Genomic DNA, 12,297 nt, shown 5'->3' with positions numbered 1-12,297 from the left:
GAGCTTAAAAAGGGGGGAACTAGAGTCAAAGTCCCCCTTCTCAAGGGGGATTTAGGGGGATCTAAAAATATTAGATACACCATGAGGGACTTTCCAAACATCCTCTAACAGTTAAGGAAATTATTAATTCTGATTTTCAATGGGTAGCTAGAGAAAATGATGTATTAATTAAAGTCTCCAGTCCCAAAGCCGGAGAATTTTTAATTCTCAATGAGTTACAATTGCGTTATAATAAACAAGTGCCTGTAAGAATTTATGCCTATAACGCCCTAGCCAAAGAAAACTATAACTTACCTGTTTATCCGGTATTAGTTAACATTTTACCCAACTCTCAAAGGGAAATAATTCCTAACTTCTATGAAGCGGAATTTAGGGAAATCAAAAGTTATCAAAATTATCATGTTATTAATCTATGGGAAATAGACGTTAATTTAGTTTTTGAGAATAAGCTATCAAGTTTATTACCTTTCGTACCAATATTGAAAGGGGGAGGAAATGAAAAAATAGTCAGAAAAGCAGTAGTAGAATTACAGTTCTTACCCTGATCCCAACTGGAAAGCCGATTTTGCGAATTTAAACAACAACTAACAACTTGAGGCTTTTTTGTAGCAATTTTCTTAATGTTAACTTTAGGAGAGCTAACAATGATCAACCCAATAATGCCAACTTTAGAAAATGGTGATCGCCTAAATCGTTTTGAATTTGAAAAACGCTGTGAAAAAATATCTCCAACCCAAAAAGTTGAATTAATTAATGGAGTAGTATATATGGCAGCAGCTTTACGATATAAAGGTCATGGATTCCCTCATAGTTTAATTATGGGTTGGTTAGCAACTTATGTAGCCCATACTCCCGGAGTAGAGTTAGCTGATAATACCACAGTGAGATTAGATCTAGATAATGAACCTCAACCGGATGCTTTATTAAGAATAAAATCAGAATTAGGAGGACAATCCCGAATTAGTGAAGATGATTATATCGAAGGTGCGCCCGAATTAATAGTAGAAATTTCCGGCTCAACAGTTTCCTACGATTCACATGATAAATTAAATGTCTATCGTCGTCATGGAGTCAAAGAATACATTGTGTGGCGAGTGTATGATCAAGAAATTGATTGGTTTTATCTCCATGAAGGTGAGTATAGAAGACTTGAACCTGATAGTTTAGGCTTAATTGAAAGTAGATTATTTCCAGGATTAGTATTATCAACTAAATCGTTAATTCAAACTAATTTAGCTGAAGTTTTAGGAGAATTAAATAAAAACTTACAATCACCAAATCATCAAAAATTTATTGAAAACTTGCATCAAAAAAACTTCAAGCAAGTAATTAAATAAATGAAAACGGACAAATTATTTTACCGAATATATAGTAACACCTAAAGCCCAAGCAGCTTTTAGTAAGACAGTTAATTTGTAAGAAAAATCAAGGTTATAAAAAATGGTTTATAGTGACTTTACTCTAGAAAGAATCACGAAAATATTTGGCATTAACATTGAAGAAAGAACAAATGTTTTTACTACCTTTGACCAGTTAACAGTTGATGATTTTTTTATCAAATACTTACAAAATAATATTCCCTTAGCGCAAGCAATTAGTACAGAAAAAGCTAAATCAGAAATGATTATTGTCCCCGTTTTGATTGAAGTAAGAAGATTATTAAATAATAAAATTAGTTTATTTTCAGGAATTGATTTTAATGTTAATATTGAGCAGGGTTTAAATGGATTTTGTGATTTTTTAATTGGGTTATCATCTCAACAGTTATATGTAACATCTCCTGTGATTGCTTTGGTGGAGGCGAAAAATGATAATCTTAAACAAGGATTCGCTCAATGTATTGCAGAAATGATTGCTGCTGCCCAATTAAATCAATCGGAGGGAAATAATATTGAAAATATTTATGGTTGTGTTACCAATGGTAATCAATGGGTGTTCTTGCAATTAACTGGTAATCTAGTAGTAGTTGATTTAGATGAGTATTATATAAATCAACCAGAAAAAATTATTAGTGTATTTGTGAGTCTAATTAAGTCAGAGTTAGAGTCCCATCCGAAATAAATCAGTAAAATTAGCTAAATTAAGATAGTTACTAGCAAAACAGGAAATTAACTTATAGAGATTTCTGTCAACCAAACATACTGGAAAATTGGTTACAACAAAATATTAGTTAATCAAAAATTTATGAGATTAATTGGGTATTATGCAGCACACCAGAGGCGATCGCCTCTGGTGTTGGGTACACCCAGCCAAACCAGTCGGTTTTTAACCGGGTTAAGCTATTAGGCTCTTAACTTATTCCCCGGCTCCGGTGTAAAATATATAGTAAAAGTTTTACCCTTGAAGCTGAATATCAAGACTATGAATTCTGAAGGGGCTTCACGATACGAAGAGGATTTTTATGGCTGGACTCAGTGGCAAGTACAAGCACTAGCACAAAGGCAAGTATCAGAATTAGACTGGCAAAATTTACAAGCTGAATTAGAAGGGTTGGGAAGACAGGAATACCGAGAATTAGTCAGTCGTCTGACTGTCTTGTTAGGTCATCTGCTCAAGTGGGAATATCAGCCAGAAAACCGTTGTCGCAGTTGGTTTCTGACTATCAGAGAACAGCGCCGTGCAATCAACCGCCATTTTCGTCGCAATCCTAGCTTAAAGTCTTCCATGGCTGAGGCTGTAGAGGATGGTTTTGCCGCGGGGGTGGATTTAGCTCTACGGGAAACCAACTTACCCTTGAGAACTTTTCCGGAAAAATGTCCCTACAGGTTTGAAGCAGCGATCGCAGATAGTTTTCTTTGTGATACTAGCCAAGATTGGCAATAAGATAGTGTTCACCATCGGCATAAGGATTTGCAAGCACTGCGTAGCAATCGCCCCCCGTGTTGGGCGCACAGCTAGGTAAACCAGCCAAGAGCCAGGGGTTAAAACCCCTGTCTGAAAGCTGAAGCCGGTTGAAACCGGCTAGATTGTCTAGGTGATGGCAAATATTAGATTCATTGGGCGCTTGGGCGATCGCCTTGCAGCAGCGTTGGTGCGATCGCCTTGCAGCAGCGCTAGCGCTATCGCCTCCCGTATTAGGTACAGCCAAACCAGTCGGTTTTTAACCGACTTAAGCTTTGAGACGGGGAATTCATTCCCCGGCTCCCCCCGTGTGGATAACTCACCCGCTCCCCCGTGTGGATAACTTGCAGCAGTGGGAGTGCGATCGCCTTGCAGCAGCGCTAGCGCTATCGCCTAAAATCTCTAAAATGTCTGGACTGAGGATATACTATAGTATAAAGATAATTGTCTCTGTGTTCATACATATATGAGTCAGACACTCAAAGAAACCAATAATCAGCTAAAGAACTTGTATAAACAAGATTTTTATCAGTGGATACAAACTACAGTTAAAAATATCCGTAATCAAGATTTAACTTTTATAGATTGGGAAAATTTATTGGCAGAGTTAGAAGACTTGGGGAATGAACAAAAGCATCAACTAGAAAATCGCTTAATAGTATTATTTGAGCATCTACTAAAACTAACTTATTGGCATCAAGAGAGAAACTATAATAGTCGAGGATGGAAAGGGACAATTATAGAACAAAGAAAACAAATTAAAAAACTGCTCAAAAGGAATCCCAGTCTTAAGCCTTACTTACTGGAAATATTTGACGAAGCTTATCAAGATGCTAGAGATATTACAGTTGTTAAAACCGGACTAGAACCTAAGATATTTCCTGTAGATATAGCTTTTACTACTGAGCAAGCTTTAGATGAAAATTGGCTGCCTGAAGAAATGGAATAATAATAAGCTGAAAGTCATGTCTCAGGAAAAAAATAGGTGCGATCTGCTTGCAGCAGCGCTAGCGCGATCGCCTTGCAGCACTGCGTAGCGATCGCCTCCCCTATTAGATACAGCCAAACCATTCGGTTAAAAACCGACTTAAGCTTTGAGCCTCTTAATTCATTCCCCGGCTCCCCCCCGTGCGGATAACTCACGGCTAACTTTTAATTGAGGTAAGTTTAGTGTGAAAAAAACTAGTGCATTTTCTAACAGAAATGAAAAAAGTGTTGGACAGCAAGAATTAATAATTGAAGCTGGGCGCACAGAAAAGCAATATTGGCAAGATTTGTGGCGGTATCGAGAGTTATTTTACTTTCTCGCCTGGCGAGATATATTAGTTAGGTACAAACAAACTGCTATTGGTATTGTTTGGGCTTTAATTCGTCCCTTTTTAACAATGGTTGTGTTTACTATTGTTTTTGGACGGTTAGCAAATTTGCCTTCCGAAGGTGCGCCTTATCCAATTCTCGTATTTTCAGCCATGTTACCTTGGCAGTTTTTTGCTAATTCCCTCTCAGAATGCAGCAATAGTTTAATTAGCAATGCTAATTTACTTTCTAAAGTCTATTTTCCTCGGCTGGTAGTACCAACCAGTGCTGTGGTGGTGAGCTTTGTAGACTTTATGATTTCGGGAATAATTTTATTGGCTTTAATGGCATGGTATAATTTCGTTCCTAGTTGGCGAATTTTGACTTTACCGTTATTTATTGCTGTAGCCTTTGCCGCCTCAATGGGTGCGGGGTTATGGTTAGCTTCTTTAAATGTGCAGTATCGAGATTTCCGGTTTATTGTCCCTTTTATTGTCCAGTTTGGTTTATATATTTCTCCTGTGGGATTTAGTAGTACAGTTGTTCCACCGCAATGGCGATTTCTTTACTCATTAAATCCTATGGTAGGGGTAATTGACGGTTTCCGTTGGGCAATTCTAGGAGGTAAATCGCAGTTATATTTACCAGGGTTTATTCTTTCTATGGCATTAGTAGCTTTACTATTAGCAAGTGGAATCTGGTACTTCCGCAAAATGGAAAGGATGTTTGCAGATGTAATTTAAGAATACTATAATTAAATGGTAAAGCAAATGTCAGATACAGTTATTCGCGTTGAAAATCTAGGTAAAAAATACATTATTGGACATCAGAAGCAGGAACGTTATACAGCACTGCGAGATGTGATTACTAATAAGGTGAAATCTATTGGTAGGTTACTAAATCCTCAAGCTAAAAATGAAAATCCAGCTTTTGAGGAATTTTGGGCTTTAAAGGATGTTTCTTTTGAGATTAAACAAGGCGATCGAGTTGGGATTATTGGGCGCAATGGGGCGGGAAAATCAACTTTATTGAAGGTTTTAAGCCGCATTACTGAACCTACTACTGGCAGTATTAAAATTAAGGGTAGGGTGGCGAGTTTATTGGAGGTGGGAACTGGGTTTCATCCAGAATTAACTGGTAGGGAGAATATATTTCTCAATGGTGCGATTTTGGGGATGGCTAAGGAGGAGATTAAGCGGAAGTTTGATGAGATTGTGGCCTTTGCTGAGGTGGAGAAGTTTCTGGATACGCCTGTAAAGCGATATTCTTCGGGGATGTATGTGCGGTTGGCGTTTGCGGTGGCGGCGCACTTAGAACCGGAGATTTTGATTGTGGATGAAGTTTTGGCGGTGGGGGATGCTCAGTTTCAAAAGAAGTGTTTGGGGAAGATGGAGGATGTAGCAAGTTCAGAAGGGAGAACAGTTTTGTTTGTTAGTCATAATATCACAGCTATCCAAAGTCTTTGTAATAGGGTTATCTGGCTCAATAGTGGGGAGCTAATAGCAACAGGAATGCCGGAAGAAATTATCTCTAATTATTGTTCCAACAGTTTCTCCAATAAAACAGCCCAGAGTTGGGATGATCCTGAATTGGCACCAGGAAATGAATATATACGCTTACATTATGTCAAAGTAGCTTCAGAAAAAGATAATGGCCTGGACATAATAAATGTTTCTACCCCAATTCAAATAACATTTGAATATTGGAACTTTTTGCCCAATGCACAGCTAAATATAAGCTTTTTTCTATATAATCAACAGGATGTTTGTGTTTTTAATGCTATATCAGAGCCTGAAATAGCTCCAGTAGGTTTAGTTTGTTCAATTTGCCATATTCCTGGAAATTTTTTGAATAATGGAATGTATACAATTAGACTTTTAATTGTAAAAGATACTTCTAGTATCCTGTTTCATATGGATGAAGCCTTAATGTTTGAGGTAAGTGACATTGAGAGGCCGTTTAATTGGTATGGAGATTGGATTGGCGCTGTGCGTCCTTCTTTTCAATGGGATTTTAAATTTGTAGATATTCCTCAAAAATATTAACCATATTCTTTTTTAAGAGTAAAAACTAACAATAAAAGCATAAAAATGCTAGAATAGTTAAAGAAGTAAAAAAAATATTTGTTTTTTATGCGGAAAAATCTTTTGAATTATTGGCAAGAATTAAAAGCTCGGAAAGCACTGAATAAATTTTCAGAACCATATAAATTAAATATTGGTTGTGGGAAAGTTGCATTTCCCGGCTGGATAAATATAGATATAGCGAACATTCCAGATCTTGTAGATATTATATGGGATGCATCTCAAGGATTTCCTTTCATCAAGGATAATTCTTGTAATTTAATTTACAATGAGCATTTTTTAGAACATTTAGATATTTTAGAAGCATCAAAGTTTCTATCTGAATCTTTCCGGATACTTAAAACTGGAGGTATTGTTAGAATAGCAATGCCTTCCCTGGAAAATATTGTTCACAAGTATAGTTCAGAAGAATGGCGAGATCAGGCTTGGTTACAACTAGATGAATATCAGCAAATAAAAACGCGAGGAGAAATGATTAATATTGCTTTTCGTTGGTGGGGACACCGATGGCTCTACGATAGAGAGGAATTATCTCGTCGCTTAAATGAAGCTGGATTCGTGCATATCAAATATTTCGATTATGGAAGCAGTAATATACCTGAACTAATGAATTTGGAAACTCGCCCAGATTCTTTATTGATTGCTGAAGCCAGTAAATAAGTCTAGAGCAATTCTCTCTCATTTTGAAACCAGTTTGCGCCATTTCAATTGCTTACAGGAGTGCCTCCTAATCACAATTTTTATTAAAAATAATCAAACCCTCTTCCTAAAATGGTTTTTATTTTCTGAAATTTTAGAATAAGAGTTTGTAATAAAACTTTACTAAAATTTCCGAAGGATAATGATCAGTCCTTTTTGATTACGATTACAATAAGATTATTGGTTTTTTTTAACTAAAAGCGATATTGCCAAACTAACAATGAAAAAAAAATCTTTATCTGGGGAGCTTCAGGACACGCTTTAGTAGTAGCTGATATTATAAGGCGAAAAAATGAATACAAAATTGTCGGATTTTTGGATGATATAAACTTATATTTGCATGGCAAAAATTTTTGTAGCTCAACTATTTTAGGCGGTAGAGAACAATTTGAAACTCTTCATAGAGATGGCATTGAATACTCTCTAATTGCTATAGGTAACTGTCAAGCGAGACTAGAATTGTCCGAATTGATTCAACAGAATAGTTTTAATTTAGTAACTGCTATTCATCCTCAAGCTATCATAGCAAGTGATGTCTCTATTGGAATGGGTACAGTTATTTGTGCCGGAGCAGTAATTAATCCCGGTGCCAAAGTTGGTAATAACGTCATAATTAACACTGCTGCTAGTGTAGATCATGAATGTGTGATTGAAGATGGTGTCCATATTGGTCCGGGGGTTCATATTGGTGGTAGAACAACCATCAAACAAGGAGCATGGATAGGAATTGGAGCGACGGTAAGCGATCGCATTACCATCGGTGCAAATTCCATTATTGGTGCTGGAGCAGTTGTAGTGCGAGATATCCCCCCTGGTGTAGTAGCCTACGGAGTCCCGGCAAAAGTGATTAGAAATATTGATTTATCCGTACAATATTGATTGGCCATGAATTTTTACAAAAAAATCGAGTATACAACACCCGAATCAACCAAAAAAGCGATTGAATCAGCCTTAGAGGATTATAAACTTATTCATTTAGTTGTTGCCAATCTTCAACTATCTACCCATGAATTTTATACTGATCTCAGTAATTATTTAGGATGGGTAATTGATATGGATGAAGATAAGGAGACTGGTAAAAAAACTGGCAACCGCTGGATTGACATTAGCTATAGATTCAGGAATACAATTTTTTGATACTGCTGATGCTTATGGATGGGGACGAGCAGAAGAAATTTTAGGTAAAGCTATTAAGCATTATCCCAAAGACAAGTTGCGAATCTGTACAAAATTTGGAAATCGCCAAGATCATCAAGGTTGTAGTTATCAAGATTTTTCATCACCATGGTTAGAGCAATCTGTTACTAATAGCTTAAAACGCTTAAAGGTAGATTGCATTGATATTTTGCTATTCCACAGCCCTCCTGATGACTTCGACTGGAATGGTTATGATGTCTCTATACTCACAGGATTAATTCAGAAAGGATATATTAAGCAATATGGCGTTAGCTCCAAAACTGTAAAAGGGGCTTTAAAAGTTGTAGAATATTCTTTTGGTAATGTAATTGAAGCGATTTTTAATATTTTAGATCGCCGAGCCGAGGAGTTTTTGTTTAACCACCTAAATCCTGCATATCAATTTATCGCTAGAGTTCCTTTGGCATCAGGATTCTTAAGTCATAAATACCTTCATCAACAACCAAATTTTGCTGATAATGATTGGCGTAGGTATTTACCTGCACGCGATCAACAATGGTTATTAAACAGTTCAAGAAAATTAGATTTTTTGGATAAATTACCTGGTGGAATTACTGTTTCAGCATTGAGATATGTTTTGCACCATCCTCAAGTTGAGGTAGTTATTCCCGGTATGAGAAACCCTAGTCAAGTTACAACTAATTTACAAGCAGTGGAACTGGGTGCATTAGATCCAATAATCATCGAAAAAATTCAGGATTCCGTTCCTGATGTTCCCGTACATTGGCAATTTTAGTTAAGGTATAAAATCTATGTCCGTAAATCGAAAAAATTATTTGCGTAGCCTAAAACAGTTTTGGGAAGTCAATGACTTTACAGAGCTAAAATTCAACCGGGTAGATACCCTTTATGGAGAAGATCGTACAGATCAAAGATTCGATGAATTATTAGATGAACGGGTATCTTGGCTTGTGTCTGATTTGGATTTACCTCATAAACCAAAAATTGTTGAAATTGGTTGTGGTATTGGTGCTGTAGTTGAGCGATTTTTGCTCAAATATGAAGACGCAGAAATATGGGGATTTGATATTTCAGAAGCAATGATTTCGGAAGCGCAAAAGTTAGTTGGTAATAATCCTCGATGTCACCTTAAACTAACTGATGGAGATAATTTAAGTGAAATTAATAGTGAATCAGTGGATTTAGTTATTTGCAGTGGTGTTTTTATTCATATCTTAGAGATTGAGGTAATTCAAAACTATATTCGGGAGGTATATCGTATTCTGAAACCAAATGGTCAATTCCGCTTCAATGTGCGATACAGGAATCCATATATTTCATTCAGTGATAGCTTAGGTGGAAATTTGGCAAAGTTTTTATTTCGTATAGGCTATTATTCTCCCATGAAGTCTTTTAATTCTTTATCTGATAAAAACAGAGGATTTGAAGGACTATTATTTTCATTGGATGATATAGATACTCTTACCCGAAATGTGGGTTTAATTCCTGAGAAGTTTATTGTTCTTTCTAAAGAGCAGAGATTAGGGTCAGGTTATATTCGAGTAAACTCGTATAAGTGTTAATTTGTATCGTCAGAAATAACCCATGAAGTTTGTTTTTAAGGTTCTTCGGTACTTTTTATGGAGAACCCAGTTCAAAATCATTGAAAGCCTTATTGTGTCGGCATTTCATTGAAAATATTGGGCATAATTGTTTATAATCCTTACCTCGTAAGGGTTTTGTTGTTATCAATCCTCGATTACCATAAAATCTACGCAAGAACCGTTTTTAATGATCTGAGAGAGTATTTGTAAAGTCTGAATTAATATCAGGTTGAGCAATTATAATTCACGGTTACACAGACAAAACACCAGATTCATGGGTTTGTAAATCTTAATTTCCCGTTAGTCTGCACAGGGGAATTTTGCTTGTGTAGTAGCGTACTCTTTAAAAAGAAAGCTACGCACCAGCGTGCCGAAGGCATGTTTCTATTCACCAAAAATTCTCAAAAAATCACTAGGAAAATTATTTTGGAGACTATTAATCAATGTTAAAAACCAAATTAGAAGATTTAGCAATCTTTGGTGCAGACCCCACTTTTGCAGAAAAACTACACGTTGGTCGTCCTAATATTGGCGATCGCGATTTATTTCTTCAATATGTCAATACAATTTTAGATAACCGTTGGCTATCTAATAATGGACCTTTTGTCCAGCAATTAGAACAAGAAATAGCTCAAGTATTAGGTGTTAAACATTGTATTGCGGCTTGTAATGGCACTGTTGCCTTAGAAATTGCCATTAGAGCTTCTGGACTGAGTGGAGAGGTAATTGTTCCTTCATTTACCTTTATAGCTACTCCCCATGCTTTACAGTGGCAAGAAATTACACCCGTTTTCTGTGATATTGACCCAGAAACTCATCTAATTGATCCAGAAAAAGTAGAGGCTTTGATCACACCCCGCACAACTGGAATTTTAGCAGTTCATCTTTGGGGACAACCTTGTAATGTTGAAGCACTTACAGATATCGCTCAACGTCATAACTTAAAACTATTATTTGATGCTTCTCATGCTTTTGCTTGTTCTTATCGTGGTCAAATGATAGGTGGATTTGGCAACGCAGAAGTTTTTAGTTTTCATGCCACGAAATTTTTTAATACCTTAGAAGGGGGAGCAATTGTTACCAATGATGACGAATTAGCATCTAAAATTAGGTTGATGAAAAACTTTGGCTTTTCAGGCTATGAAAATGTCATTTATATCGGTACTAATGGCAAAATGAATGAGGTCAGTGCCGCTATGGGATTAACTTCTCTAAAAAATATGGCACAGACAATAGAAATTAATCAAAGAAACTACCATCTTTATAAACAAGGACTAGAGTCAATTTCCGCTCTGCGTTTTTTAGCTTATGACGAATCTGAGAAATTTAATTATCAATATATTGTTTGTGAGTTAAATACAGAGATAGTAGAATTTACCCGCGATCAATTTATTGAAATATTATGGGCAGAAAATATTTTGGCTAGGCGTTACTTCCATCCTGGCTGCCACAGAATGGAACCTTATCGTTCTTATTTTCCTCATGCTGGTTTACTATTACCCCATACAGAAAAAGTTGCTGACCGAGTATTTTTATTACCTACTGGTCAAACAATAAATCCAGGAATGATAGAATCTATTTGTCAATTGATGAAGTTGATCTTAATAAACAGTCAAGATATTATCTCTAAACTAGAAGAAAGTGGTCATGTCAACTCATATTTCATCAACTCCCTTAGTCAGCTTCACCGTAACAGCATATAACACTGAAAAATATATTGCTGAATGCCTTGATAGTATATTTACCCAACAAGGCAATTATGATTTTGAAGTTGTAGTTGTTGATGATGCCTCTACAGATGGCACTGAACAAATAGTCCGTTCTTATACTGATTATCGACTCCGGTATATCCGACACCCTCAGAATAAAGGAGCTTTTGCAACCGTCAATCGAGGTTTTCAAGAAGCTAGAGGTCAATTTGTGACAAGAATTGACTCAGATGATCGCTATCGATCTGATTTCTTATTAACTGTTGTTCCTATCTTACAAAAGTATCCTCAAGTAGGATTAGTATATGGTGATATAGCCATGATTGATCCCCAAGGAAAAATCACTGCTCCTAGTGGGAATGTACAGCGTCAAAATCTACCAACACCGGGAAATGAATTGATTCCGCTGTTAGAAAAAAATTATTTACCAGCACCAACTACAATCGCTAGAAAAGAGGCATGGGCAGAAGGTTTACCTGTGCCACCTGGATTTGACTTTTGTGATTGGTATCTTTCAACTAGCATTGCTAAAAAATGGGATTTTTATTACTGCGATCAAGTTTTGGCAGATTATCGTGTTCATCCTCAAAATCATCACCGATCTATTATTCTTGATAAAACAGGAGAGTCAATTATATTTCAAGTGCTAAAACAAGTGTTTAGTGAAACTGAACGTCAAGATGAAAAAAGCAAAGCTAAGTCAAGGGTTTATGGGATTAATTATCTCACATTAGCTGATCAATACTTTGGTGCTGAAATGCTAGATGATGCACGTCGCTGTTACATAAAAGCAATTCAATATCAACTCCATTTTGGGTTACACTCGGATATTTTAATTCATTTGTTTGGGACTCTCGTAGGTCAAAAAGTATATGAACAACTAAAAATTGTTGCTAAACAGGTATTGAAAGTGAGGTAATCACAGCG

General features: G+C 36.3%; 14 protein-coding genes. 13 read left to right on the top strand and 1 reads right to left on the bottom strand.

Going from position 1 to position 12,297, the window contains the following annotated elements:
* Positions 1–239: 239 nt before the first annotated feature.
* The 4 genes from NWP21_RS18240 (at position 240) to NWP21_RS18225 (ending at position 2,823) form a co-directional block, all read left to right on the top strand.
* Positions 240–545, top strand: coding sequence for a hypothetical protein (locus tag NWP21_RS18240; RefSeq protein WP_280793777.1), 306 nt, complete (start codon positions 240–242; stop codon positions 543–545).
* A 99-nt stretch (positions 546–644) separates the two neighbouring features.
* The gene (locus NWP21_RS18235) at positions 645–1,337 is read left to right on the top strand and encodes a Uma2 family endonuclease (protein ID WP_280793776.1); all 693 of its coding nucleotides are present in this window, start codon (positions 645–647) and stop codon (positions 1,335–1,337) included.
* Between the two features lie 103 nt (positions 1,338–1,440).
* Entirely contained in the window at positions 1,441–2,061 is a 621-nt protein-coding gene (locus NWP21_RS18230; protein WP_280793775.1) for a hypothetical protein, read from the top strand.
* A gap of 300 nt (positions 2,062–2,361) precedes the next feature.
* On the top strand, positions 2,362–2,823 hold the full coding sequence (locus tag NWP21_RS18225; protein ID WP_271762514.1) for a DUF29 domain-containing protein: 462 nt from the start codon (positions 2,362–2,364) through the stop codon (positions 2,821–2,823).
* On the opposite strand, the gene NWP21_RS18220 is transcribed toward NWP21_RS18225, so the two are convergent.
* Entirely contained in the window at positions 2,804–3,088 is a 285-nt protein-coding gene (locus tag NWP21_RS18220; protein ID WP_280793774.1) for a hypothetical protein, read from the bottom strand. The two genes, NWP21_RS18225 and NWP21_RS18220, sit on opposite strands and share 20 nt — an antisense overlap.
* Positions 3,089–3,307: 219 nt before the next feature.
* On the opposite strand from NWP21_RS18220, the gene NWP21_RS18215 reads away from it, so the two are divergent.
* From NWP21_RS18215 to NWP21_RS18175, 9 genes are all read left to right on the top strand, one after another.
* Positions 3,308–3,790 carry a DUF29 domain-containing protein gene (locus NWP21_RS18215; protein ID WP_200987244.1) on the top strand — a complete coding sequence of 161 codons (483 nt, stop codon included), beginning with the start codon at positions 3,308–3,310 and terminating at the stop codon, positions 3,788–3,790.
* 223 nt (positions 3,791–4,013) lie between these two features.
* Positions 4,014–4,880 (top strand): ABC transporter permease, encoded by an 867-nt coding sequence (locus NWP21_RS18210; protein WP_280793773.1) that lies wholly within the window; start codon positions 4,014–4,016, stop codon positions 4,878–4,880.
* A 27-nt stretch (positions 4,881–4,907) separates the two neighbouring features.
* Entirely contained in the window at positions 4,908–6,182 is a 1,275-nt protein-coding gene (locus NWP21_RS18205; RefSeq protein ID WP_280793772.1) for an ABC transporter ATP-binding protein, read from the top strand.
* Positions 6,183–6,284: 102 nt separating this feature from the next.
* Positions 6,285–6,881, top strand: coding sequence for a methyltransferase domain-containing protein (locus tag NWP21_RS18200; protein WP_280793771.1), 597 nt, complete (start codon positions 6,285–6,287; stop codon positions 6,879–6,881).
* A gap of 270 nt (positions 6,882–7,151) precedes the next feature.
* On the top strand, positions 7,152–7,799 hold the full coding sequence (locus NWP21_RS18195; protein WP_348519787.1) for an acetyltransferase: 648 nt from the start codon (positions 7,152–7,154) through the stop codon (positions 7,797–7,799).
* 178 nt (positions 7,800–7,977) lie between these two features.
* Entirely contained in the window at positions 7,978–8,853 is an 876-nt protein-coding gene (locus NWP21_RS18190; RefSeq protein WP_280793787.1) for an aldo/keto reductase, read from the top strand.
* A gap of 16 nt (positions 8,854–8,869) precedes the next feature.
* Complete coding sequence (locus NWP21_RS18185) at positions 8,870–9,640, top strand: class I SAM-dependent methyltransferase (protein WP_280793770.1); 771 nt, start codon at positions 8,870–8,872, stop codon at positions 9,638–9,640.
* A gap of 464 nt (positions 9,641–10,104) precedes the next feature.
* Complete coding sequence (locus NWP21_RS18180; RefSeq protein ID WP_280793769.1) at positions 10,105–11,364, top strand: aminotransferase class I/II-fold pyridoxal phosphate-dependent enzyme; 1,260 nt, start codon at positions 10,105–10,107, stop codon at positions 11,362–11,364.
* The gene (locus NWP21_RS18175) at positions 11,309–12,289 is read left to right on the top strand and encodes a glycosyltransferase (RefSeq protein ID WP_280793768.1); all 981 of its coding nucleotides are present in this window, start codon (positions 11,309–11,311) and stop codon (positions 12,287–12,289) included. Before NWP21_RS18180 ends, NWP21_RS18175 begins: the two co-directional genes overlap by 56 nt.
* The last annotated feature ends 8 nt before the right edge of the window (positions 12,290–12,297 follow it).

The organism is Anabaenopsis sp. FSS-46 (assembly GCF_029891665.1).
Lineage (GTDB): Bacteria > Cyanobacteriota > Cyanobacteriia > Cyanobacteriales > Nostocaceae > Anabaenopsis > Anabaenopsis arnoldii.
This window is presented reverse-complemented; position numbering and strand designations above follow the sequence as displayed.

What these genes read in the sequence shown, in the direction of transcription:
- NWP21_RS18235 (WP_280793776.1), top strand. Translation starts at nt 645, where the DNA reads ATGATCAACCCAATAATGCCAACTTTAGAAAATGGTGATCGCCTAAAT.
- NWP21_RS18230 (WP_280793775.1), top strand. Translation starts at nt 1,441, where the DNA reads ATGGTTTATAGTGACTTTACTCTAGAAAGAATCACGAAAATATTTGGC.
- NWP21_RS18225 (WP_271762514.1), top strand. Translation starts at nt 2,362, where the DNA reads ATGAATTCTGAAGGGGCTTCACGATACGAAGAGGATTTTTATGGCTGG.
- NWP21_RS18215 (WP_200987244.1), top strand. Translation starts at nt 3,308, where the DNA reads ATGAGTCAGACACTCAAAGAAACCAATAATCAGCTAAAGAACTTGTAT.
- NWP21_RS18205 (WP_280793772.1), top strand. Translation starts at nt 4,908, where the DNA reads ATGTCAGATACAGTTATTCGCGTTGAAAATCTAGGTAAAAAATACATT.
- NWP21_RS18190 (WP_280793787.1), top strand. Translation starts at nt 7,978, where the DNA reads ATGAAGATAAGGAGACTGGTAAAAAAACTGGCAACCGCTGGATTGACA.
- NWP21_RS18185 (WP_280793770.1), top strand. Translation starts at nt 8,870, where the DNA reads ATGTCCGTAAATCGAAAAAATTATTTGCGTAGCCTAAAACAGTTTTGG.
- NWP21_RS18180 (WP_280793769.1), top strand. Translation starts at nt 10,105, where the DNA reads ATGTTAAAAACCAAATTAGAAGATTTAGCAATCTTTGGTGCAGACCCC.
- NWP21_RS18175 (WP_280793768.1), top strand. Translation starts at nt 11,309, where the DNA reads ATGTCAACTCATATTTCATCAACTCCCTTAGTCAGCTTCACCGTAACA.